Source organism: Archangium violaceum (assembly GCF_016887565.1).
GTDB classification, from domain to species: Bacteria; Myxococcota; Myxococcia; order Myxococcales; family Myxococcaceae; genus Archangium; species Archangium violaceum_B.
Map to the genome: position 1 here is coordinate 5,206,681 of NZ_CP069396.1, position 22,937 is coordinate 5,229,617.

Annotated in this window: 18 protein-coding genes; 14 read left to right on the top strand and 4 right to left on the bottom strand. The window is 69.4% G+C overall.

Going from position 1 to position 22,937, the window contains the following annotated elements; translation table 11 throughout:
- The first annotated feature begins 127 nt into the window (after nucleotides 1-127).
- The gene (gene groL / locus JRI60_RS21335; RefSeq protein ID WP_204227677.1) at nucleotides 128-1,768 is read left to right on the top strand and encodes a chaperonin GroEL; all 1,641 of its coding nucleotides are present in this window, start codon (nucleotides 128-130) and stop codon (nucleotides 1,766-1,768) included.
- Between the two features lie 107 nt (nucleotides 1,769-1,875).
- Here groL and sinK read toward each other — a convergent pair whose 3' ends face one another.
- Nucleotides 1,876-3,465, bottom strand: a complete 1,590-nt coding sequence (sinK, locus tag JRI60_RS21340; RefSeq protein ID WP_204227678.1) for a hybrid histidine protein kinase/response regulator SinK — start codon at nucleotides 3,463-3,465, stop codon at nucleotides 1,876-1,878.
- A gap of 141 nt (nucleotides 3,466-3,606) precedes the next feature.
- Between sinK and JRI60_RS21345 the strand changes: the two genes are divergently transcribed.
- Nucleotides 3,607-4,002, top strand: a complete 396-nt coding sequence (locus tag JRI60_RS21345) for a demethoxyubiquinone hydroxylase family protein (RefSeq protein WP_204227679.1) — start codon at nucleotides 3,607-3,609, stop codon at nucleotides 4,000-4,002.
- Nucleotides 4,003-4,012: 10 nt separating this feature from the next.
- Here the strand turns inward: JRI60_RS21345 and JRI60_RS21350 are convergent, their stop codons facing one another.
- Nucleotides 4,013-5,386: a GGDEF domain-containing protein gene (locus tag JRI60_RS21350; protein WP_204227680.1), complete on the bottom strand. Its 1,374-nt coding sequence runs from the start codon at nucleotides 5,384-5,386 to the stop codon at nucleotides 4,013-4,015.
- A 46-nt stretch (nucleotides 5,387-5,432) separates the two neighbouring features.
- On the opposite strand from JRI60_RS21350, the gene JRI60_RS21355 reads away from it, so the two are divergent.
- From JRI60_RS21355 to nadC, 4 genes are all read left to right on the top strand, one after another.
- The gene (locus JRI60_RS21355) at nucleotides 5,433-6,245 is read left to right on the top strand and encodes a chemotaxis protein CheW (RefSeq protein WP_204227681.1); all 813 of its coding nucleotides are present in this window, start codon (nucleotides 5,433-5,435) and stop codon (nucleotides 6,243-6,245) included.
- 125 nt (nucleotides 6,246-6,370) lie between these two features.
- Nucleotides 6,371-7,696 (top strand): response regulator, encoded by a 1,326-nt coding sequence (locus tag JRI60_RS21360; RefSeq protein WP_204227682.1) that lies wholly within the window; start codon nucleotides 6,371-6,373, stop codon nucleotides 7,694-7,696.
- Between the two features lie 94 nt (nucleotides 7,697-7,790).
- Nucleotides 7,791-11,342, top strand: coding sequence for a valine--tRNA ligase (locus JRI60_RS21365; protein WP_204227683.1), 3,552 nt, complete (start codon nucleotides 7,791-7,793; stop codon nucleotides 11,340-11,342).
- A 23-nt stretch (nucleotides 11,343-11,365) separates the two neighbouring features.
- Entirely contained in the window at nucleotides 11,366-12,208 is an 843-nt protein-coding gene (gene nadC / locus JRI60_RS21370) for a carboxylating nicotinate-nucleotide diphosphorylase (protein ID WP_204227684.1), read from the top strand.
- A 9-nt stretch (nucleotides 12,209-12,217) separates the two neighbouring features.
- Here the strand turns inward: nadC and JRI60_RS21375 are convergent, their stop codons facing one another.
- A complete protein-coding gene (locus tag JRI60_RS21375; RefSeq protein ID WP_204227685.1) occupies nucleotides 12,218-13,834 on the bottom strand; it encodes an alkaline phosphatase family protein in 1,617 nt (538 codons plus the stop codon).
- Between the two features lie 95 nt (nucleotides 13,835-13,929).
- Here JRI60_RS21375 and JRI60_RS21380 point away from each other — a divergent pair, with 95 nt between their 5' ends.
- From JRI60_RS21380 to JRI60_RS21395, 4 genes are all read left to right on the top strand, one after another.
- Nucleotides 13,930-14,331, top strand: a complete 402-nt coding sequence (locus tag JRI60_RS21380) for an acyl-CoA thioesterase (RefSeq protein WP_204227686.1) — start codon at nucleotides 13,930-13,932, stop codon at nucleotides 14,329-14,331.
- 40 nt (nucleotides 14,332-14,371) lie between these two features.
- Entirely contained in the window at nucleotides 14,372-15,337 is a 966-nt protein-coding gene (gene glpX, locus JRI60_RS21385; RefSeq protein WP_204227687.1) for a class II fructose-bisphosphatase, read from the top strand.
- Between the two features lie 27 nt (nucleotides 15,338-15,364).
- Complete coding sequence (locus tag JRI60_RS21390; protein WP_204227688.1) at nucleotides 15,365-15,790, top strand: type II toxin-antitoxin system RatA family toxin; 426 nt, start codon at nucleotides 15,365-15,367, stop codon at nucleotides 15,788-15,790.
- A gap of 395 nt (nucleotides 15,791-16,185) precedes the next feature.
- On the top strand, nucleotides 16,186-16,365 hold the full coding sequence (locus tag JRI60_RS21395; protein WP_204227689.1) for a hypothetical protein: 180 nt from the start codon (nucleotides 16,186-16,188) through the stop codon (nucleotides 16,363-16,365).
- A 93-nt stretch (nucleotides 16,366-16,458) separates the two neighbouring features.
- On the opposite strand, the gene JRI60_RS21400 is transcribed toward JRI60_RS21395, so the two are convergent.
- Nucleotides 16,459-17,526, bottom strand: coding sequence for an ADP-ribosylglycohydrolase family protein (locus tag JRI60_RS21400; RefSeq protein WP_204227690.1), 1,068 nt, complete (start codon nucleotides 17,524-17,526; stop codon nucleotides 16,459-16,461).
- Between the two features lie 96 nt (nucleotides 17,527-17,622).
- On the opposite strand from JRI60_RS21400, the gene eno reads away from it, so the two are divergent.
- The 4 genes from eno to JRI60_RS21420 all read left to right on the top strand — a co-directional run bounded on the left by eno (nucleotide 17,623) and on the right by JRI60_RS21420 (nucleotide 22,935).
- Nucleotides 17,623-18,918: a phosphopyruvate hydratase gene (gene eno / locus JRI60_RS21405; RefSeq protein ID WP_204227691.1), complete on the top strand. Its 1,296-nt coding sequence runs from the start codon at nucleotides 17,623-17,625 to the stop codon at nucleotides 18,916-18,918.
- 22 nt (nucleotides 18,919-18,940) lie between these two features.
- Nucleotides 18,941-19,735, top strand: coding sequence for a 5'/3'-nucleotidase SurE (gene surE, locus JRI60_RS21410; RefSeq protein WP_204227692.1), 795 nt, complete (start codon nucleotides 18,941-18,943; stop codon nucleotides 19,733-19,735).
- Nucleotides 19,736-19,743: 8 nt separating this feature from the next.
- Complete coding sequence (locus JRI60_RS21415) at nucleotides 19,744-20,652, top strand: peptidoglycan DD-metalloendopeptidase family protein (protein WP_430384392.1); 909 nt, start codon at nucleotides 19,744-19,746, stop codon at nucleotides 20,650-20,652.
- A gap of 1,242 nt (nucleotides 20,653-21,894) precedes the next feature.
- Nucleotides 21,895-22,935, top strand: a complete 1,041-nt coding sequence (locus JRI60_RS21420; protein WP_204227693.1) for a hypothetical protein — start codon at nucleotides 21,895-21,897, stop codon at nucleotides 22,933-22,935.
- The last annotated feature ends 2 nt before the right edge of the window (nucleotides 22,936-22,937 follow it).

Sequence of the window (22,937 nt, forward strand, 5' to 3'; positions counted from 1 at the left end):
CACAGCCCCCGCCTTCCGTGTTGACAAGCCCGGCCCGGCTCTTATTTTGGCGCTCGCCTAGGCCGAGTGCTAACCCCGGCACCCCCGGCCTGCGTAGTTCATTCTTCAATCTTTTCAGGAGGTTACGATGGCAGCGAAGGAGATCTTCTTCCACCAGTCGGCCCGGGAGGCCATTCTGCGCGGTGTTCGCATTCTCTCGGACGCGGTGGCGGTGACCCTGGGCCCCAAGGGCCGCAACGTGGTCATCGAGAAGTCGTTCGGCTCGCCCACGGTGACCAAGGACGGTGTGACGGTCGCCAAGGAGATCGATCTCGAGAACAAGTTCGAGAACATGGGCGCCCAGATGGTCAAGGAGGTCGCCTCCAAGACCTCCGACAAGGCCGGCGACGGCACCACCACCGCCACCGTGCTCGCCCGCGCCATCTATGAGGAGGGTCTCAAGCTGGTGGCCGCCGGCCACAGCCCCATGGATCTCAAGCGCGGCATCGACAAGGCCGTGGAGACCGTGGTGGCCGAGCTGAAGAAGCTCTCCAAGCCCACCTCCGACAAGAAGGCCATCGCCCAGGTGGGCACCATCTCCGCCAACGGCGACGAGACGATCGGCAACATCATCGCCGACGCCATGGAGAAGGTGGGCAAGGAGGGTGTCATCACCGTCGAGGAGGCCAAGGGCCTCGAGACGACCCTGGACGTGGTCGAGGGCATGCAGTTCGACCGCGGCTACGTGTCCCCGTACTTCGTCACCAACCGCGAGCGCATGGAGGTCGTCCTCGACGACCCCTACATCCTCATCAGCGAGAAGAAGGTCTCCGCGATGCAGGACATGATCCCCATCCTCGAGCAGGTCGCCCGCTCCGGGAAGCCCCTGCTGATCATCGCCGAGGACATCGAGGGCGAGGCGCTGGCCACCCTGGTGGTGAACAAGATCCGCGGCGTGCTCAACGTGGCCGCCGTGAAGGCCCCGGGCTTCGGTGACCGCCGCAAGGAGATGCTCAAGGACATCGCCACCCTCACCGGCGGCACGGTGGTGAGCGAGGAGCTGGGCCACAAGTACGAGGCCCTCACGCTCAATGACCTCGGCCGCGCCAAGCGCATCACCATCGACAAGGACAACACCACCGTCGTCGATGGCGCCGGCAAGCGCGAGGACATCGAGGGTCGTATCAAGCTCATCCGCGGCCAGATGGAGACCACCACCAGCGACTACGACCGCGAGAAGCTCCAGGAGCGTCTGGCCAAGCTGGCCGGTGGCGTCGCCGTCATCCACGTGGGCGCCGCGACCGAGACCGAGATGAAGGAGAAGAAGGCTCGCGTCGAGGACGCCCTGCACGCCACCCGCGCGGCCGTCGAGGAGGGCATCGTCCCCGGCGGCGGCGTGGCCTACCTGCGCTGCCTGGGCGCCCTGGAGACGCTCAAGCTGGGCGGTGAGCTGGACTTCGGCGTGGAGATCATCCGCAAGGCCCTCCAGGAGCCCCTGCGCAAGATCGCCTCCAACGCCGGCCTCGAGGGCCCCGTCATCATCAACAAGGTCCGCGAGGGCAAGGGCGCCTACGGCTTCAACGCCCGCACCGAGGTCTTCGAGGACCTCGAGAAGGCCGGCGTCATCGACCCCACCAAGGTCGAGCGCACCGCCCTGCAGAACGCCGCCTCCGTCGCCTCCCTGCTCCTGACCACCGAGGCCATGGTCGCCGAGCGCCCCAAGAAGAAGGCCAAGGGCGCGGCCTCCGGTGGCGCCCCGGACTACGGTGGCGACGACCTGGAGTACTGAGCCGCTCTGAATCGTTGGGTTGATGCTTCGGCCCCGGGTGCCTTCCTCGTGGAGGTGCTCGGGGCCGTGGTGTTTTTAGGGGGTGGAACCCCAGGGAGGGGAGACCCTCACCCCGGCCCTCTCCCAGAGGGAGAGGGTGAGGGGGCGTGGCACAGGATTCGCGAGAGCTCGTGGCTGAGCTCGTGTGCCTCCAGCTCCCTCGCCAGGCACCCCGAGGCGCCCGCTCGCAGGGCCTCCAGCACTGTTTCCTGCGAGAGGTACTCGGCGAGCACCACGAAGGGCGCTCCCCGGGATTGCTTCCGGGCCAGCTCCAGCGCCTGCCTCCCGTAGGCGGTGCCCAGGTCCCAGCTCACCACCACCGCCGCCGGAGGTTCCGCCGTGGGCTCCTCGGAGGCCGTGGTCAGCACCCGCGCCTCCAATCCCAGCTGGGCGAGCGCCTCGGTCGCCCGCCTCGCCGAGGCGGGGCTGTCATCGAGCACGTCCACGCGGCTGCTCCCCGGGCGCAAGCCCTGCCGGGTGGGGGGCGCATGGGTGAGGGCCTCGCGCAGCTTCGTCCGCACCTCGCGGATGTCGTCGAAGGGCTTGAGCAGATAGTCCAGCAGTCCCAGCTCCAGCGCCTGCTGCGCCGTCACCAACGAGGGGTAGCCCGTCATCAGGATGACGCGCGAGTTGGGATCCAACCGCCGCGCCCGCTGCGCCAGCTCCAGTCCCGACAGGCCCGGCAGGTTCTTGTCCGTGACGATGAGATCCACCGGCTCGCGCTCGAGGTACGCCAGTGCCTCCTCGGCGTTGGCGGCCTCGAGCACCTCGCACTCCCGGCTCATCAAATCCTTGAAGACGCTGCGGATGATCTCCTCGTCGTCCACCACCAGCAGGCGGCGGCGTGAGGGGGCCGGAGTGGGGGAGGGGGAGACCGGCGCGCGGGCCACGGTGGCCGGGACGGCGTCCGGAGCGGGGAAGAGGACTCGGAAGACGGTGGTGGGCGGCGGCTGATCCGGCAGCACCGAGGCCGGGACGAGCTCCAGCTGCGCGTGGTGCTCCTGCGCGATGCGCTTGCACACCGCCAGCCCCAGTCCGGTGCCGCGCTTGCTGCCCGTCACGTAGGGCTCGAAGAGCCGGTGGCGCACGGCCTCGGGTATTCCCGGGCCCCAGTCCGCCACGTACATCACCGGCGAGCGCCCCTCGCGTCCCAGCACCACCTTCACCAGCCCCCGCCCCGTCGCCGCGTCGCGCGCGTTGTTGAGCAGGTTGAGCGTGAGCTGCTCCAACAGCCGGCCGTTGCCCTGCACCTCGAGCGGTGCATCGGGCGCCTCCAGCTGCAGCGAGATGCGCGACGAGTCCGGGTTGAGCGCGAAGGCGCGTGCCGCCGCCTGCACGTGCGTCACCAGCGGCACGCGCTGCTGCGGCGCGGGGCGCTCGCTGGCCAGCCGGGTGAAGTCGGAGATGATCTGCTCCATCCGCTCCACCTGCGCCAGCATCTGCCGCAGCGGGCCTCGGGTGCCGATCTCCTCGGTGAGCAGCTGGGTGTAGGCCTTCACGCCCAACAGCGGCTGGCGCAGCTCGTGGAGCACCTCGGCCGCGAGCTGGGTGGTGATGGCGCTGCTCCGTTGCAGCTCCGCGGCGGCTGCCTTCGCCGCCGGCAGGTCTCCCGCTTCCAAGGCCTGGAGCAGGAGCGCGAGCGGGGCCGGGATGTCCATGGTTCATCAGCATGGCCGAGCCACCCGCCCGGCCGCAACGCGAGCCGCTGGATTCCGTTGACCGATGACCCCGGGACACGGATGCTTCCGGGCTCCTACACGGTCCGCTCATACTGGCCGTACGTCCTCGGAGAGCTCTCCATGCCGCAGACCAATCCGTTCCACTCGGTGGTGCCCAGGAAGTTGACGGACTCGGAGCTGGCCCGTGCCATCCGTCTGGACATGGAGGCGGAGCTGGACGCCATCAACCTCTACGCCGCCCACATCGAGGCCACCGACAACGAGGCGGCCAAGGCCATCCTCCAGCACGTCATGGACGAGGAGCGCGAGCACGCCGCCCTCTTCTGGCAGCTCATCGCCTCGTTGGATCCCGCCCAGGCCGAGCACATCAAGGTCATGTCGGAGAAGTTCCGGCTCATCGTCTCCGGTGCCTCGCACGAGGCCGTGGAGGCGGCGGGCGAGGGGGGCGAGGGCCGCTCGTCGGCGGACTCCACCGGTCTGGACAAGCGGCTGACGGTGGGCTCGCTGCGGCGCTGAGCCCCGGCGCTCAGCCCCCGGTGGGCTGGCTGTGGCGGGCCTCGGGGGTGGCCTCCAGATCCCTCGCCGCCATGTAGACGACGTTCCGGGTGCCCTTCTTTCCCCGGTACATGGCCCGGTCGGCCAGGTCCAACAGCGTGGCCTTGTCCCGGGTGTGCTCGGGGAAGCTGGCCACGCCGATGCAGGTGGAGAGCGACATCGACTGTCCCTCGCGCGCCAGGAAGCGGTGGTTCTCCACCGTGCGCCGGATGCGCTCGGCCACCTTCAACGCGCCACCCGAGTCCGTGCCTCGCAGCAGCACCACGTACTCGTCCCCGCCGTAGCGCACCGCCACGTCGTGGTCTCGCACGCAGCCCTTGAGCACGCGCGCCATCTCCACCAGCACCTGCGAGCCCACCAGGTGCCCGTGCGTGTCGTTGATGGTCTTGAAGTAGTCCAGGTCCAGGAACAGGAGGCTGAAGACCCCCTGCGTCTGCTGGGCGCTCTTCAGCTCGCGATCCAGCACCAGGTGCAGGTAGCGGGTGTTGAAGAGGTGGGTGAGATCGTCCAGGTAGGCCAGGTCCTCCACCTCGGCGATGCGGCCCAGGTTGCGCAGGGCGAGCGCCAGACAGCGCGCGAGGAAGCTGGTGGCCTCGGCGATGCCCTCGGGCGGCGAGCCGGGGAAGAGGAGCACGGCGTGTCCGAGCAGCGCTTCCCCGTCCAGCGCGGGCACCACGAGGGCTCGCGGCCAGGGGCCCGGCACCTCCTCCAAAACTCGCGTCTCCCGGGACGTCCCGAGGTGCGGTGTCAGGAAGGGGACCAGGGACGCCCGGAGCGCGCCGGCCACGCCCTGATCGCCCAGCTGCCGCGGACGACCCCCGCTGTCGTGCTCGAACAGCATCACCGCGCCGGCCGAGCCCATGGCCAGGAACGACGCGCAGGCGGTGTCCGCCAACCGGCTCCGATCGAGCGTGGTGGAGATGCGCTGTCCTGTCTCCAACAGGGACACGTACCGGCGCAGCGCGGCGTTCTCCCGCAGCAGCTCGCGCGTGGCGAGCGCCCGCTGCACCGCGTGCTGGAGCACCTCCGGCGCCACCGGCTTGACGAGGTACTCGGCGGCCCCGCTCTTGATGGCGCGCACCGCCGGGTCCACCTTGTCCAGGCCGGTGATGACCACCACCTCGATGCCCGGGTGGTGCTCCTTCGTGTGGCGCAGCACTTCCATCCCGTCACCGTTGGGGAGGATGAGATCCGTCACCACGGTGTCGTAGCGGCCGTCGGCCAGCGCCGTCCTGGCCTCCTGGATGGTGGAGACGGCGGTGACCTCGTGCCCCACGGCGCGCAGGTAGTCGCCGTAGAGGGTCTGGGCCAGCTTCTCGTCATCCAACAGGAGGATGCGCGCCATCACGAAGGGCTTAGCACCAAGCTTCGGGGGCTGCTAGCCTGCCCCCGTGCCTCCCTATGAAAGCGGACGCCGGCTCTGTCTGCTGATGGAAGCGGGCGAGACGCGCTTCTCCGTCGAGGCCACCTCCATCATGGAGGTCGCCGCGCCGGGCCCCGATGAGACCAGCCTGCGTGGAGTGCTGGAGGTGAAGGATCTGTCCGTGCTGCTCGGCGGCGATCCGGAGCCGGGCCCGGGCATGGTCGTCGTGTTCGACGTGAGCCCCACACTGGCGGTGCGCGTGCGCTCCATCGTCGAGGTGGTGGACGCGGCCCAGGCTCCCCACTTCCTGTTGCCCTCGGGGCTGGGGGACACGCTGGCCGCGCTCAGCCGCAGCGCCGTGCTGCACAAGGAGAAGCTCTACCTGGAGCTCACCGCCGAGGCGCTGCCCCACGAGCCGGGCACCGTGCACCCCCCACCCGAGCACCCGGTGCACCTGGTCCGGGGCTCGCCCGACCGCTCGCTCGTCTTCGAATCACAGGGGCGGTTGTTCGGCCTCCCGCTGCCCCTGGTGTCCCAGGTGGTGGTGCGCGGGCCGTCCTTCAGCGCCCTGCCGGGCAAGGGAGGCGCGGTCGCGGGCGTCTACCCCCATGCGCAGGCGCTCTGGCCCATCTACTCCGCTCCGGCGCTGCTGGGCGCTCCGGCCACCCCGGAGGGCTTCCTCGTCCTCGTCGACCTGCCGGGCCGGACCCTCGGACTGTGCGCCTCGCGCGTGCTGGGCCTCCATCCCCGCTTCGAGCCCGCCGAGGAGCCGGGGGAGTTCCTCGCCCCGGGATTGCCAACTCCCGTGCTCTTTCTGGACCTGAAGCACATGTTTTCTTGAGCTTCCGCTTGTTTTCTTGAAGGCCCGGGTGGCGAACCGTAAGCTGCCCGGCCTGACACTGGGACCCAGGGTCCCGATTTCTCAACGAATTCCAGGGGGTTTGCAGCCCCCGAGGCCCGAAACCGATGCCCAAGAATCTGCTGGTCGCCGATGACTCGCTCACCATCCGCAAGGTGATCGGGATGATCTTCGCGACCGAGGACTTTCAGGTCACCGCGGTCGACAACGGGCTGGACGCCATCACGCGCTCCCGCGAGCTGCGCCCGGATGTGGTGCTCGCGGACGTGATGATGCCGGGCAAGAACGGCTACGAGGTCTGCGAGGCGCTCAAGAATGATCCGGCCACGCAGGGCATCCCCGTGCTGTTGCTCGCCGGCACCTTCGAGGCCTTCGACGAGGCTCGGGCGCGTGCGTCCAGGGCGGACGACCACATCACCAAGCCTTTCGAGAGCCAGGTGCTCCTGGACAAGGTGAAGGCGCTGGTGGGGCAGAAGTCCAACACCATGCCCGCCTCCGCCGCCACCCAGGTGACGGCTCCTTCCGCCGCTCCCGCCCAGCCGCAGCGTCCCGCGGGTCCTCCGGGGCCCGGCGCGCCCCGTCCGCCGGGGCCGGGTGTACCGCCGGGACCGGGCGCTCCGGGCATGGCGCGTCCGCCGGGGCCGGGAATGCCGCCGGGGCCGGGCGCTCCGGGCATGCGTCCGCCGGGGCCGGGAATGCCTCCGGGGCCGGGTGCTCCGGGCATGCGTCCACCGGGGCCGGGAATGCCTCCGGGACCGGGCGCTCCTCCGGGCATGGCGCGTCCGCCGGGGCCGGGAATGCCGCCGGGACCGGGTGCTCCGGGCATGCGTCCGCCGGGGCCGGGAATGCCTCCGGGGCCGGGTGCTCCGGGCATGCGTCCGCCGGGGCCGGGAATGCCTCCGGGACCGGGGGCTCCTCCGGGAATGGCGCGTCCGGGTATGCCGGGGCCGGGGATGCCGCCGGGGCCGGGTGCTCCGGGCATGGCGCGTCCGGGGATGCCGGGGCCGGGTGCTCCCGCTCCGGGTGGGCCGGGTGGCCTGCCTCGCCCGCCGGGTGCCACGCCGCTGCCCGGGACCGCGCCCGCCGTGTCGGCTCGGGGCAAGGATCCGTTCGGCCTCGGTGCTCCCGCGGCCCAGCCCGCTCCCGTCGAGGAGGTGACCCCCGAGGCGAACGGCCTCGAGGATCTCTCGCTCGATGAGCCCGTGGAGGAGGTCGCGCCGGCTCCGGTGCGCACTCCGGCCCCCGTTGCCGTGGAGGCCCGTCGTCCCGCCCCCGCCGCCGATGGGGGCGAGGCGCAGCTGCGCGAGGCCCTCTCGAAGGCCTCTCGCGAGGTCATCGAGAAGATCGCCTGGGAGGTCGTGCCCCAGCTGGCCGAGACGATCATCCGCGAGGAGCTGGAGCGGTTGATCAAGGACCGCGAGACGAAGCACTGAGCGCGAATCGTCGTCATCCGTCTTCTTCACCCCGACCGGCCCTCGTCGGGCCGGTCCTCCGCCACCGGCCCGCGTGGGCCGGTTCTCATTTCCAATGAGCGATACGACCGAACTTCCGAAGGCCTATGACCCCAAAGAGGTCGAGGCGCGCTGGTACTCCCACTGGCTGGAGCGCGACTACTTCCGCGCCGACGCCACCTCCGACAAGCCGGCCTTCAGCATCGTGTTGCCGCCGCCCAACGTCACGGGCAGCCTGCACCTGGGCCACGCGCTCACCGCCACCATCCAGGACATCCTCATCCGGTGGAAGCGCATGAGCGGCTTCAACGCCCTCTGGGTCCCGGGCACGGATCACGCCGGCATCGCCACGCAGATGGTGGTGGAGCGCGAACTCAAGGAGAAGGAGAAGAAGACGCGCCACGACCTGGGCCGCGAGAAGTTCCTCGAGCGCGTCTGGGAGTGGAAGAACAAGTACGGCAACCGCATCCGCGAGCAGCACAAGGTGCTCGGCGCCAGCCTGGACTGGAGCCGCGAGCGCTTCACCATGGATCCGGGCGTCTCCTCCGCCGTGCGCGAGGTCTTCGTGCGCCTGCACGAGGAGGGCCTCATCTACCGGGCCCAGAAGCTCATCAACTGGTGCCCCTCGTGCCACACCGCGCTCAGCGACCTGGAGGTCGAGCACGAGGAGAAGCAGGGCTCGCTCTGGCACATCCACTACCCGGTGAAGGGCAGCGACCGGAAGCTCACCGTCGCCACCACCCGTCCGGAGACGATGCTCGGCGACACCGCCGTGGCCATCCACCCCGACGACGAGCGCTACAAGGGGCTCGCCGGCCAGAGCGTGGTGCTGCCGCTCACCGGCCGCGAAATCCCCATCATCGCCGACGCGGAGCTGGTGGATCCGGCCTTCGGGACTGGCGTGGTGAAGGTGACGCCGGCCCATGACTTCAACGACTACCAGACGGGTCTGCGCCACCACCTGCCCATGCTCAGCGTCCTGGACGAGGCCGCGCGCGTGAACAAGGAGGGTGGGGCGTACGCGGGCATGGACCGGTTCGCCGCGCGCAAGCAGATCCTCGAGGACCTCACGGCCCAGGGCCTGCTGGAGAAGGAGGAGCCGCACAAGCTGTCCGTCGGCGGCTGCCAGCGCTGCACCACCGTGGTGGAGCCGCGCCTGTCTCCGCAGTGGTTCGTGAAGATCGAGCCCCTGGCCCGTCCCGCCATCGAGGCGGTGGAGCAGGGCCGCACGAAGTTCGTCCCGGAGAGCTGGACGAACACGTACTTCCACTGGATGCGCAACATCCACGACTGGACCATCAGCCGCCAGCTGTGGTGGGGCCACCAGATTCCCGCCTGGTACTGCGCCGACTGCAGCCCGCGCCTGGAGGCCACCGGCGGCATCGACTACTCGCGCGCCGAGCCCATCGTCGCGCGCACCGCGCCGGCCCAGTGCCCCAAGTGCCAGGGCTCGCGCCTGGAGCAGGACCCGGACGTGCTCGACACGTGGTTCTCCTCGGGTCTGTGGCCCTTCAGCACCCTGGGCTTCCCCGAGCAGACGGGCGAGCTGAAGACCTTCTACCCGAACTCCGTCATGGAGACGGGCCACGACATCCTCTTCTTCTGGGTCGCCCGGATGATGATGATGGGCCTGCACTTCATGAAGGACGTGCCCTTCCGCACCGTCTACCTGCACGCGATGGTGCGCGACGAGAAGGGCGAGAAGATGTCCAAGACGAAGGGGAACGTGATCGATCCCCTCGACATCATCCAGGGCGCCCCGGCCGACCAGCTCGCCAAGAACCTGCGCAACAAGTTCCCCCAGGGCATGCCCGCCCACGGCGCGGACGCGCTGCGCTTCACCCTGGCCGCCCTCACCCAGCAGGGCCGCGACATCAAGCTCTCGCTGGACCGCGTGGCCGGCTACAAGGCCTTCGCCAACAAGCTGTGGAACGCCAGTCGCTTCGCCCTGATGAACATGGGCGACTTCCAGCTCGGCACGGGCTCCATCAAGGACCGCGAGCTCACCCTGGCGGACCGGTGGATCCTCTCGCGGCTGCAGCGCGCCACCGTGGAGACCCGCAAGGCGCTGGAGGGCTACAACTTCGGCGAGGCCGCCTCCACGCTCTACCAGTTCCTCTGGGCCGAGTTCTGCGACTGGTACATCGAGCTGGCCAAGGGCGCGCTCTACGGTGAGGACCCGAAGGCCAAGGACAACACCCGCGCGGTGCTCGTGTTCTGCCTGGACCGCATCCTGCGGCTGCTCCACCCGTTCATGCCCTTCATCACCGAGGAGATCTGGCAGAAGCTGCCCATGTCGCGGCCGGCCGAGTCCATCATGATCTCCCCGTTCCCCGAGCCGGATGCGGCGCTCGAGGACGCCGCCGCCGAGGCGGAGATGGGGCCGGTCATCGCGGCCATCGAGGGTCTGCGCAACATCCGTGGCGAGAGCAACCTGCCGCCCTCGGCCCGCATCACCGCGTACGTGCAGAGCCCGGACGCGCGCACCCGCGAGCTGCTCGAGCGGTGGCGTGGCTACCTGATGCCGCTGGCCGGCCTGGGCGAGCTGCGCGTCACGGCCCCCGGACCCAAGCCGGCCCAGTCCGCGGCCTTCGTGGGACCGCAGATGGAGGTCTTCGTCCCGCTGGCGGGCCTCATCGACGTGGACGCCGAGCGCGAGCGCCTGCGCAAGGAGATCACCCGCTCCGAGCAGGAAGTGGGCGGCATCAAGCGCAAGCTGGACAACCCCAACTTCGTGGCCAAGGCGCCCCCGGACGTGGTGGAGAAGGACCGGGCCCGCGTCGAGGAGCTGGAGGCGCGCATCTCCAAGCTGCAGGACAGCCTGACCCGGCTCGCTCCGGAGAGCGCCACGCCCGAGGCCCGGCCCGAGGAGACGCCGGTCGCGGACGGGGAGCCTGCCCCGGCCGCCAGGCCCAGGGCCAACAAGGCGGACGCCGATGGCGAGGTCGTCAAGGCCGAGTCGGGTACCACCGACGGCGAGATCGTCGAGTCCAACGTCGTCGAGATCGAGGAAGACGACGAGGACGAGGATGCCGACGAGGACGTCCACGAGGTCGGGTCCGGTGAGATCGAGGAAGACGACGAGGACGAGGATGCCGACGAGGACGTCCACGAGGTCGGGTCCAGCGAGAGCGAGGAGGAGCAGGCTCCGGCGAAGCCCGTGCGGAAGGGCGGCATCGCCAGGAACGCGGTGAAGGCCCAGGCGGCACCCGAGGTCAAGGCCACGACCCGCGAGGCCACCGCGAAGAAGGCGGCTCCGGTCGCCAAGGCGGCTCCGGTCGTGAAGGCCGCGGCCACGAAGGCGGCTCCAGCCAAGAAGGCAGCGGCGGCCAAGAAGGCTCCCGCGAAGAAGGCGGCTCCAGCCAAGAAGGCTCCCGCGAAGAAGGCGGCTCCGGCCAAGAAGGCTCCCGCGAAGAAGGCCCCCGTGAAGAAGGCGGCGGCGAAGAAGGCTCCCGCGAAGAAGGCGGCGAAGAAGGCCCCCGCGAAGAAGGCTCCGGCCAGGAAGACCGTGGCCAAGGCCAAGGTGCCTGCTCGGGGCTCGGCCAAGGCCAAGGGGAAGCCAGCGGCTCGCGAGCCCTCCGCCCGGAAGAAGTCGGCGGCGTCTCGTGTAGCCAAGGCCCGGCGCTGACCTCACTCGGAGACGCGACTCACATGGACGCCTTCCTGGATCGCCTCATCTCGCTCGCCCTCGAGGAAGACCTCGGGGCAGCGGGCGATGTCACCACCGAATCCCTCGTCCCCGTGGACGCCCAGGGCACCGCCGAGCTGCTCGTCAAGGAGCGGCTCGTCCTCGCCGGGTTGGACGCCTTCGTCCGCGTCTTCCTGCGCGTGGATCCGGACGTCCATGTGGAGCTCCTCGCTCGCGACGGGCAGGAGCTTCAGCCCAAGACGGTGGTGGCCCGGGTGCGCGGCCGCATGCGCGCGCTCCTCACCGCCGAGCGCACCGCCCTCAACATCATCCAGCGCACCTCGGGCATGGCCACCCTGTCCCATCAGGTCATGTCCGCGGTGCGCGGTACCAAGCTGCGCATCCTCGACACGCGGAAGACCGCCCCCGGCATGCGCTCCCTGTCCAAGCAGGCCGTGAAGGCCGGTGGAGCCTTCAACCACCGCTTCGGCCTCTTCGATGGCGTCCTCATCAAGGACAACCACATCGCGGCCGTCGGCGGCTCCGTCCGCGAGGCGCTCCGCCGCGCTCGCACCAACGCGCCCCAGCTCGTGAAGATCGAGATCGAGGTCACCAACCTCGATCAGCTCGCCGAGGCGCTCGAGGAGGGCGCCGACGTGGTGATGCTCGACAACATGGACGACGAGCAGATCCGCCGCGCCGTGGAGCTGACCGCCGGCCGCATCCCCCTCGAGGTCTCCGGCGGCATCACCCTGGAGCGCCTGCCCCGCCTGGCGAAGCTCGGCGTGGACTTCGTGTCCATGGGCGCGCTCACGCACTCGGCGCGCGCCATGGACCTGTCCCTGGAGATCGTCCAGGCGAAGTAGCCCGGCCGCTCAGCGGCTGGGGGCGAGGGCCTCGTAACGGGGTTTGCCCTCGGCGGAGGCGGGGAGGTTCATCTCCAGCACCGCCGCCACCGTGGGCGCCACGTCCGTGGTGCTGATCTCCTGCGGATACGTGCCCGGCTTCACCCCCCTGCCCGCCAGGACGAGGGGCACCAGCTGGTCGTACGCGTACGGCGTCCCGTGGTTGGTGCCGACGGTGTCGGCGCTGATGACGTGGAAGGGCTTCACCACGAAGAGCACGTCACCGCTGCGCCCCGCGTAGTAGCCGCGCCGCAGCGGCTCCATCAGCCCCGCCACGTCCGGTGCCGTGTACAGGTCGTCCCTCGCCACCGCCAGGGAGATGGCCGGCTGCTTCGCCAGCCAGGCCGCCGCGGCCCGCCGCACCGCCGCTCCGTCCACCTTGCCGCCTTCCAGGGTCTTGCCCCCCAGGTACGCGTCCAGCTCCTCGATGGTGGCGGTGACGTCCCCGCCGAACTGCGCCCGCAGCGCCTCGGTCAGCCCCTTGGAGAGGGCCTTCGGGTCCACTCGTTCCGAGCCCACTCCCTGAGCGGCCCAGTGCTCGGGTACCGCCGCGCCACCGTGGTCGGCCGAGAGCACCACGAGGAGATTGGCCCGGCCTCCCGCTGCCTTCTCGGCCAGGGCCACCAGGTCGCCCACCGCCTTGTCCAGCCGGTACATCGTGTCCTGCATCTCCCACGAGTTGGGGCCGTACTGGTGGAAGACGCGATCCGTGGCGCTGAAGCTCACCGCGAGCAGGTCCGGCACCTCGTCCTTGCCCAGGCCCTCGCCGTCGATGGCGGCCCGCGCGGCCTTCACCACCAGGTCCAATGACAGGGGGGAGATGGCGAAGGCGGTGTATGCCTCGGGTCCGGAGGAGGTGAGGCCTCCTTTGAGCGGATGCGGGAAGGTGCGCCCCAGCCCGTAGTACTCGCCCTCGTAGGGGCGATCATCCTCGCCCACGTACTCGGTGCGGGGCAGCAGCGGCTCCCACGTCTTGCCGAAGAAGGCCTCGGGCGGGTTGGCCGCGTTGAAGGTCTTGAGCCAGCCGGGCAGCTCCTTGGTGTACCAGGTGCCCGTGACGAACTTCCCCACCGTCTCGTCGTACCAGTAGGCCTGACCGAGCCTGCCGGCCAGGGGGATCGCCGAGCGCGCCTTTCCCGAGATCGCGAGGGCCTTGCCCTGCTCCTGGGTGGTCAGCCGCAGCCTGTCCGCGAGCGTCTCCGCCATGAGGTTGGCCGGGCTCACGTCTTCCAGGGAGAGGGGGGCCTCCAGCACCGGATGCGCGGCGTCCGGGAAGACGCGCTCGGGCTTGCCCGTGGCCCGGTCGATGATCCGGTTGTCCACGATGCCGTGGCGCCAGGGGTTGGCGCCGGTGGACAACGTGGCGTGGCCCGGCGCGGTGCGCGGCTTGGCGTACTGGTAGCGCGCATAAGGATAGAACGCACCCGAGTCGATGAGCTGCCGCAGTCCGCCCTTGAGGCGCGGCTTGGTGCGCAGCAACAGGTCCGAGCCCATCGCGTCCACGGTGATGAAGAGCGTCAGCCGGGGCGGCTTCGCCAGGGCGGGGAGGGCGGTGAGCAGCAACAGGAGGGTGAGGGCGCGGAGCATGGGCGCGATCCTCTACGGCTCGTGCTCAGAAGCAACCAACTCCCTCGCACCATGCTTTCCGGTCGGACACTCCCCTGTTACGGTCGAAACGACCCATGGTCGAGGCACGACTTCGAGTGATCTACGGCGACACGGACCAGATGGGTGTCGTGTATTACGCCAATTATTTCCGCTACTTCGAGTTCGCCCGGAGCGAGTACTTCCGTTCGCGCGGGGGCAGCTACCGCGAGTTGGAGCGCGAGGGACTGATGCTGCCCGTGGTAGAGGCCACCGCGTCCTACAAGTCGCCCGCCCGCTACGAGGACGTGCTGCTCGTGCGCACCCGCGTGAGCGAGCTCAAGCGGGTGTCGCTTACCTTTTCCTACGAGATCTTCCGTGAGGGAGGCTCGGACACCCCCCTGTGCACCGGGCGCACCGTGCACGCCTGCGTGAGCCGCGAAGGCCGGCCCACCCGACTGCCGGAAGCGGTCGTCCGCCTGTTGCACGAAGCGCCCTGAGTTCCCACTTCTTCATTTTGTTCCAAGGAGAAACCCGACAATGGATCGCAACCTGGCAATGGAGGCCGTGCGCGTCACCGAGATGGCGGCCATCGCCTCCGCCCGGCTCATGGGCCGCGGCAACAAGAACGAGTCGGATCAGGCCGCCGTGGATGCCATGCGCAAGGCCTTCGACGCGCTGCAGATCAACGGCACGGTGGTCATCGGCGAGGGCGAGCGCGACGAGGCCCCCATGCTCTACATCGGCGAGAAGGTGGGCCGGCGCAACGAGGGCGATCCCGAGGTGGACATCGCGTTGGATCCCCTCGAGGGCACCAACCTGTGCGCCTACGGCCGCCCGGGCAGCATCGCCGTGGTCGCCATGGCCGAGAAGGGCAAGCTGCTCAACGCCCCGGACACCTACATGGAGAAGATCGCCGTGGGGCCCCGCGCCAAGGGCGCCATCGACCTGCGCCGCTCTCCCACCGAGAACCTCCACGCCATCGCGGAGAAGATGAAGGTCTACGTCTCGGATCTCACGGTCATCATCCTTGACCGCGAGCGGCACGCGGACCTCATCAAGGAGGTGCGGGCCGCGGGCGCGCGCATCCGCCTCATCGATGACGGGGACGTGGCCGGCGGCATCGCCACCTGCTTCGAGGACACCGGCGTGGACGTGCTGATGGGCGTCGGCGGTGCCCCCGAGGGCGTCATCGCCGCCGCGGCCATCCGCTCGGTGGGCGGTGACATGCAGGGCCGCCTGGTGCCGCGCAACAACGAGGAGATCGAGCGCGCCAAACGCATGGGCATCTCCGACATCTCGAAGATCTACACGGCCGAGGAGCTGGCCGGCGGCGAGGTGATGTTCGCCGCCTCCGGCGTCACCAGCGGCGACTTCCTGCGCGGCGTGCGCTTCTTCGGCACCGGCTGCGAGACGCACTCGGTGGTGATGCGCAGCAAGACCGGCACGGTGCGTTTCATCCAATCCCGTCACAAGTTCGACAAGAAACCGGGTTACAACTTCTAGTCACACCCCTTCGCGGAGACACGCACCATGGCTGGCGCTACTCGCTCCATCATCATCAACGCCCCCCCGGAGAAGCTCTTCGACATCATCGCCAACTATGACCGCTACGGGGAGTTCCTCCCCGAGGTGAAGAAGATCTGGACCTCGGACCGCCAGGGCAACCAGGTGAAGGTCCACTACGAGGTCAACGTGGTGAAGACGATCCGCTACACCCTCCTCGTCAAGGAGGAGCGGCCCACGCGCATGTCCTGGTCCTTCGTCGAAGGTGAGGTGATGAAGGACAACAAGGGCAGCTGGGTGCTCGAGCCCGACGGCGAGGGCCGCACCAAGGCCACCTACACGGTGGAGATGGCCCTGGGGCCGCTGGTGCCCAAGGCCATCATCAACGGCCTGGTGGATCAGTCGCTGCCCAAGATGCTGGAGGCCTTCAAGCGCCGGGCCGAGGGGACCTGAGCTCCACGGCGCACCGCGTCGTCACGACTCGTCCCCCGGGCGGACCGGGGGGCAGGCGGGAGAGCGAGCCACGGCCTGTCCCACCCATCACTCCGGATGCCCCGGAAGCTCCATCCAGTTGGACCGCTTGCGGGGAACCGTGGCTCGATTACAATCCAGTCAACGTTCTCGGCGTCTGGTGGTTCGAGGCCATTTGATTTACTGGACATTTCCGCCAGGTCCAGCTGTCGGGTGGCGGACGGGCAAGCATGCGGGGGTGCTGGCACGTACTCATCAGGAAACCGAGGCCCTTACTTTGCATCTTAGGTACTCAGATGCCGACGGGGTCGCGGGAAACCAGGAGCGGGATGGCGGGCGTACATCGGGGTACGTAGGCTGACGGAGAAACCGAACCCATGCTCGACGCCTTCATCATCGAGGAAATCAAGCGCCGGGAAAGGAACCGGGAGGAGCGGGAGCGCCCCGCGCTCGAGATCCCCCTTCCGGTTCCAGAGGAGCGCCCCAGGCGCCGCACGGACGCGGACGACGACGAGAAGCCCCAGCGAGGGGTCATCATCATCGATCTTCTCGGCTGAGCGGCCGCATTGCCTCCGAGGCCCGCGGTGGACGTCCCGGTGACTCCGGACGCGCCACGCGGGCCTTGCCATGTCCGCGGTTCCGGCGAGCCCTCAGTCCGGCGCCAGCAACAACAGGTGTCGTGGGTGGTAGAGGGTCCACAGGGGCCCCGAGCCCCACGGGCCCAGCGCCTCCAGCACGCCCTGCCGCCACCCCGACGGGATGGCCTCCTCGCCGTGGAATGCGCCCAGGAGCGCTCCGGTGACGGCTCCGTTCACATCCGCGTCCCCGCCCCGGTTGATGACGTCCACCACGCCCGCCTCGAAGCCGGGCGCGTGCAACAGCTCCCAGTAGGCCAGCCGGAAGGCCACCCGGACCCGGTCCGGGTGCAGGTGCAGGTGCAGGTCCGGACCGTACAGCAGGGGGTCGTCCCGCTGCGCCGCCGCCAGGTCCTCCCGGAGCGCGGCCGTGGCGCGCGACACCTCCTGGACGTAGTCGGCGGCCGAGCGGCCCAGGGACGCACTGGCCACGGACAGCCCGCTGATGGCGGCCGTGATGAGATCCTCCGTCTTCAGCTTCTCGCCCGCGCCAAGGGCGTGCGCGATGGAGCCGTTGAGGGCGGCGCAGGCCAGCTGGCAGCACGGGTCGAAGTGCGTGAGCGCGGAGTCGGCGAGCGAGGCCTGCACTCGCGCCTGGGCGTCCTTGTGGAAGAAGACGCCGATGGGGGCGGTACGCGCGAGGCTGCCGTTGCCCGCGGGGCGCCGGAGGCCGCGCAGCCACACGCGCCGCGCGGCCGTGGCCCTGGGCAGGCCGGACTCGAGGAGCTCCGTCATCACCTCGCGCGTGGACTCGCTCATGCCCACGGCATGCCCCTGCCAGGCGAGGTAACGGCGCAGCATGTCATCCGGGTCGTAGCTCTTGAGCTCGCGCAGACCGGCGCCCAGACAGCTGGCCATCTGCCCGCTCTCGCCCACCTGGCCCCGCCGCAGCTCGAAGGGGCCCCCGCCCTTGAGCTCCCGGAAGAGTCCGTCCGCGAGCTGGGGGAAGGGTGGGGCGGGCAGACGCCGTGTCTTCAAGGGGGCGCCGAGCGCGTCACCGACGGCGAGGCCCAGGAGGGCGCCTCGGCCGCGCAGGCGCGGGTGCGGGTCGGAAACGGGGGCGGCGGGTCGGCGCGGAGGCATGGGGCGGCGGGAGGGGCTTCGGGGGGCCGACAGTGTAGCAGTCCTCCTGTCGAGCAAGCTTGCTCGGGGCGGGGGTGTCCTCTAGAACCCCGCGCCATGACCGAGATCGCTCAAATCGTGGCGCGTGAAGTGCTCGACTCCCGCGGTAACCCCACCGTGGAGGCCGAGGTTTTCCTGGCGGGCGGAGCCAAGGGCCGTGCGGCGGTACCGTCCGGTGCCTCCACCGGTGAGCATGAGGCCCTGGAGCTGCGGGACGGGGAGAAGAACCGCTACCTGGGCAAGGGCGTGCGCAAGGCCGTCTCCAACATCATGGAGACGATCGCCCCCGAGCTGGTGGGCATGGATGCCGCGGACCAGTACGCGGTGGACATGCAGATGCTGGAGATGGACGGCACGCCCACCAAGAGCAAGCTGGGCGCCAACGCCATCCTGGCGGTGTCCATGGCCACGGCGCGCGCGGCGTCGGATGCTTTCGGCGTTCCCTTCTACCGCTACGTGGGCGGCGCGCAGGCGCGCACCCTGCCGTTGCCGCTGATGAACATCCTCAACGGTGGCGCGCACGCCGACACCCGCGTGGACGTGCAGGAGTTCATGGTGGTGCCCGCGGGCGCTCCCTCCTTCTCCGAGGGCCTGCGCTGGGGCGCCGAGGTGTTCCACGCGCTGAAGAAGATCCTCAAGGGCCGCAAGCTGGCCACCGGTGTGGGCGACGAGGGCGGCTATGCCCCGGACCTGCCGGCCAACGAGGAGGCGCTCAAGCTCATCATGGAGGCCATCTCCTCGGCGGGCTTCAAGGCCGGCGAGCAGATGTTCCTGGCCATGGACGTGGCCGCCAGCGAGTTCTTCGACAAGGGCAGCAAGAAGTACCGCCTCAAGGGCGAGGGCAAGGAGTTCGATGCGGCCGGCATGCTGGACTACTACCAGCAGCTCGTGTCGCGCTACCCCATCGTCTCCATCGAGGACGGCATGGCCGAGGACGACTGGGACGGCTGGAAGCGCCTCACGGACGCGCTGGGCAACAAGATCCAGCTGGTGGGTGACGATCTCTTCGTCACCAACGTGGAGCGCCTGGGCCGCGGCATCCAGGGCGGCGTGGCCAACTCCATCCTGGTGAAGGTGAACCAGATCGGCAGCCTCACGGAGACCTTCGACGCGGTGCGCATGGCCCACAAGGCCGGCTACACCTCGGTGATGAGCCACCGCTCGGGCGAGACCGAGGACACCACCATCGCCGACCTGGCCGTGGCGCTCGACTGCGGACAGATCAAGACGGGTTCGGCGTCGCGCTCGGACCGCATCGCCAAGTACAACCAGCTGCTGCGCATCGAGCAGGAGCTGGGCGCGGGCGCTCGCTACGCGGGCATGCACGCCATCAAGGGACTGAAGTCGAAGTAACGAGAGGAACGGAGAGAGAGCCGTGGCCGACAAGAAACCCCGCATCCTGGTCTCCAACGACGACGGCTACTTCTCCGAGGGCCTGCGCAACCTGGTGGAAGCGGTGACCCCGTTGGGGGAGGTGTGGGTGGTGGCGCCGGACCGCGAGCAGAGCGCGGCCTCGCACGCCATCTCCCTGCACCGCCCCCTGCGCATCACCGAGGTGCGTGAGCGCTGGTTCGCCGTGGATGGAACCCCGGCGGACAGCGCTTATCTGGCGATCCATCACCTCATGAAGGATGATCGCCCGCGGATCATGGTGTCCGGCATCAACCACGGGGCCAACCTGGCCGACGACGTCAACTACTCGGGCACGGTGGCCGCCGCCCGCGAGGCCGCGCTGCTGGGCATTCCGTCCATTGCCTTCAGCCTGGTGTCTCGCGCGCCGTTCGACTTCCAGCACGCGGCGCGCTTTGCCCGCTCGCTGGTGGCGGCGGCGCTCGCCCAGCCCCAGCTGCCGCCCCGGATGCTGCTCAGCGTCAACGTCCCCCGGGGCGAGCCCACGGGGTACGCCATCACCCGGCTGGGCCGGCACTCGTACGGGTACGACGTGGTGGAGAAGGAGGATCCGCGCGGTCGCAAGTACTACTGGATCGGTGGCAGCTCCTACGCGCACGAGGACGTCCCCGGCAGTGACTGCAACGCGGTGCACCTGGAGCGCCGCATCTCGGTGACGCCGCTCAACTTCGAGCTCACCGACACGCAAGCCATGACGGCGCTGGCGGGTTGGAACCTCGAGGGCTTCCCGCGCTCCGACGTGGGCAGGGGAGGCGACTGAGGTTGGCGGTGGCGGACGCCAGGTGGGTGCGGCCGGCGCTGTTCGCGCTGCTCGCGCTCCTCGGCACCACCGGCTGCTCGCTGGTGTCGAAGTCCGTCACCCCTTCACCCTCCGCGTCCGTCTCCGAGCAGTCCCCGTTGGGCCTCGGCGAGCTGCGCGAGCCCCACCCGGAGCTGGAGCTCATCCCCGTCTCCGTCTCCGTCCAGCGGACGGTGGCCGTCCGGCACACGGTGGCCCCGGGCGAGACGATGTACCGGATCTCCAGGAACTACGGCGTCTCCGTGGAGGAGCTGTCCAGGGCGAACGGCATCAATGACCCGCGCACCTTGTCCGTGGGGCAGGAGCTGGTCATTCCCGGAATCGAGAAGCTGGTGCCGGTGGCCACCGAGTCCTCTCCCACTCCGGAGCCGGGCAGGGGCAACGAGCGCCCGGTGCCGGGGAAGAAGTCTCCCGTGGTGGTGACGGCTCCGGGATCGCGTTCGGAGCCCCGGCCCGTGTCCCGTCCCGCGCCGGCCCGCCCGGTGCCGGAGACGAAGGGGATGCTGGATTGGCCCCTGCGCGGGGTGCTGTACGCCCGTTTCGGGAAGAAGGGGCGCGAGCCGCACGATGGGATTGATCTCGCCGTGCCCGTGGGTACACCGGTGAAGACGGCCCAGGAGGGCGAGGTGCTGTACGCGGGCGAGCAGCGCGGCTACGGGCTCATCGTCATCGTCCAGCACTCGGAGCGCCTCATCACGCTCTACGCGCACAACCGCGACCTGCGCGTGAAGAGCGGCCAGAAGGTGCGGCGCGGTCAGGTCATCGCCACCGTGGGCGAGTCCGGCAAGACGAGTGGTCCGCAGCTGCACTTCGAGGTGCGCGTCGACGGCAAGCCGGCGGATCCGCTCGATTACCTGGGGCCGCTGCCGTCGTCGTAGAATGCGGGTCCTGGCGGCTTGTTGCCCGGGGGGCCTGTATGCGTGCGAGGCGTGTACTTGAAGTCGCGTTGCTGATGCTGGTCCTTGGAACCGGGTGCCCGGAGTTCCACAAGAAGGGCGGCTTCATCGACCGGGCCGCGGCGAAGGACATCGCCGAGAATACAGGGGTCGCCAGACCGCCCTTGTGTGCCGACGGCAGTCAGGCTGAGTGGAGCTGTGACGAATCCTCCGAGGATTCCGAGGAGGATTGCGGTTGGAGATGTCCGTGAAGTCGCGGGTGATGATCGGCGCTGCCGCCGGTCTGCTCCTGTTGCTTCCGCTCGCCCTCCTCTCGAGTGTCCGTCTGTACTCGCAGCGCTGGAGCCAAGGGGTCGATGGGGTGGAATTCAGTCCCGTGCTCTCCCAGGAACGACGCGTTGGGTTGAGTACCTTCGAGCGGCGTTGCGGGAAGCGCGAGGACTGCGAGCCACCCCTGGAATGCCTGGCCTTCTTCACGGGCTTCGAGAGCTACTGCCTCGATAGTGACTGTCTGACGGATCGGCATTGCAAGGAGGGCTTTACCTGTCGGGCCCTGAAGCCCCTGGGGGGAGGCGCTCTGGTTCGACGCTGCACCCCGGCGGGTTCTCTCGGGGAGGGGGAGCCTTGCATGGCAAGCTCCCAGGAGAAGTCGGTGGTTTGTGAGCGAGGGCTGATCTGCAACGGGTATTGCGGTCGTCCGTGCCAGATGGATGAACCCGAGAACTGCCCGGAAGGATTCTTCTGCGCCAGAGGCAAGAACGGTACATCCTGCCTCCCCACCTGTGAGGGGAAGGCGTGCCCGGAAGGCAAGCAGTGCGTCCGATACGACTCGGGCATGTCCGTATGCGCCCACGTCCGCGGCGAGAATTGCCAGGACATGCCGTGTCCTCGGGGCCAGCGATGCAACAAGAGCTACTCTCCCAACCACAAGGACTGGGTCTCCATGGAGTGCGTCACCCCTTGTGGTGAGGAGGCTCCTTCTTGCCCGGATGGATTCTTCTGTCAGCGAGGCGAGTGCCGTCGGCCGTGTGAGCCCGATGCGGCGGACACGTGTGGCCCTCGCGAGCGGTGTTCCTTCGACCCGGTGCGAAGAGCCGGGTTCTGCCAACTGAGATTTCAGTGAGCCGTGCTGCCCGGTCGTGGACCGGGCGAGCGGCTTTCCCGTCCCTTCCCCCGGCTGTCTCCGATCCACGGCTGGCCGTCTGGTACTAGAGTGTCGGCCCCGTGAGTCGCCTCCTGCCGCTACTCCTCGCCCTCTCGCTCGTTCCGGCCGCCCGGGCGCAGTCGTCTTCCGAGGCCCCGGAGGGCGTGACGCCCGCGGCGGAGACACCCGCTCCGCTCATCGTCGTCGCCATCCTCCCCCTGCAGGCCAATGAAGACGCCCGCGACGAGGCCCCGGGCCTGACCGCGCTCCTCGTGAGCCGGCTCTCCGAGTCTTCTCGCCTCGCCGTGTCCTCCGCGTCGGATCGGGAGGCCGTGCGCACCGCCGGAACCTGCTCCGTGAGCCCGTGTCCGGAGGCCGCCCCAGGCTCCCCCGGCTCCAGCAAGGCGCGCTACGTCATCACCGGCCGGATCGATGGCTTCGGTTCCCGCTACCTCCTCACCACCAGCCTCGTGGACTCGGAGAGCGGGCGCGCGCTGAGCCGGCCCCGCGTCGAGGTGGCCGCCCGGGATGCCTTGCCCCGCGCCGCTGTGTCGATCGCGGATCAGCTCCTCGCCACACTCGTTCCGGAGGCCTCGCAACGGTCTGACCCGATGGTTGCCTCCGCCTCGAAGGTTCCCGGGACGGGCTCGTTCCTCCTCGGCCTGCGCTTCAACAACAGCCTCATCTCCGACTTCTCCACCTTCAATCCCGGCGGCGACGTGGAGATCGGCTTCCAGTTCCATCCCGAGTGGATCGTCTTCGGCCAGGTGGGCTTCTCCTACGTTCGTTCCGAGCAGGAGGGCCTCAAGGGCGGCCTCAACGTCCTCCCCAGCGTGCTCGGCATGCGCCACTACCACAACGTCGAGCGCTCCTTCCGCCCGTACTGGGGCTTCGGCCTCGGCATCCAGCTCTCCTTCGGCGAGTACGGCATCTTCCAGCAGACCGGGCCGCTCCCCACCGTCATCGGCTTCGCCGGCTTCGAGTACCTCATCGCCGGCCACCTCGGCCTTCAGCTCGAGGCCTCCACCAACATCGCCCAGGCCACCCTCGGTCTCACCGATGGCGGCCTCGGCAGTGGTCTCAACCTCGACCTCAACGCCGGCATCGCCTGGCACTTCTGAGC

Coding starts and splice junctions, on each gene's coding strand:
- groL (WP_204227677.1), top strand. CDS start 128: ATGGCAGCGAAGGAGATCTTCTTCCACCAGTCGGCCCGGGAGGCCATT.
- sinK (WP_204227678.1), bottom strand. CDS start 3,465: ATGGACATCCCGGCCCCGCTCGCGCTCCTGCTCCAGGCCTTGGAAGCG.
- JRI60_RS21345 (WP_204227679.1), top strand. CDS start 3,607: ATGCCGCAGACCAATCCGTTCCACTCGGTGGTGCCCAGGAAGTTGACG.
- JRI60_RS21350 (WP_204227680.1), bottom strand. CDS start 5,386: ATGGCGCGCATCCTCCTGTTGGATGACGAGAAGCTGGCCCAGACCCTC.
- JRI60_RS21360 (WP_204227682.1), top strand. CDS start 6,371: ATGCCCAAGAATCTGCTGGTCGCCGATGACTCGCTCACCATCCGCAAG.
- JRI60_RS21365 (WP_204227683.1), top strand. CDS start 7,791: ATGAGCGATACGACCGAACTTCCGAAGGCCTATGACCCCAAAGAGGTC.
- nadC (WP_204227684.1), top strand. CDS start 11,366: ATGGACGCCTTCCTGGATCGCCTCATCTCGCTCGCCCTCGAGGAAGAC.
- JRI60_RS21375 (WP_204227685.1), bottom strand. CDS start 13,834: ATGCTCCGCGCCCTCACCCTCCTGTTGCTGCTCACCGCCCTCCCCGCC.
- JRI60_RS21380 (WP_204227686.1), top strand. CDS start 13,930: ATGGTCGAGGCACGACTTCGAGTGATCTACGGCGACACGGACCAGATG.
- glpX (WP_204227687.1), top strand. CDS start 14,372: ATGGATCGCAACCTGGCAATGGAGGCCGTGCGCGTCACCGAGATGGCG.
- JRI60_RS21390 (WP_204227688.1), top strand. CDS start 15,365: ATGGCTGGCGCTACTCGCTCCATCATCATCAACGCCCCCCCGGAGAAG.
- JRI60_RS21395 (WP_204227689.1), top strand. CDS start 16,186: ATGCTCGACGCCTTCATCATCGAGGAAATCAAGCGCCGGGAAAGGAAC.
- JRI60_RS21400 (WP_204227690.1), bottom strand. CDS start 17,526: ATGCCTCCGCGCCGACCCGCCGCCCCCGTTTCCGACCCGCACCCGCGC.
- eno (WP_204227691.1), top strand. CDS start 17,623: ATGACCGAGATCGCTCAAATCGTGGCGCGTGAAGTGCTCGACTCCCGC.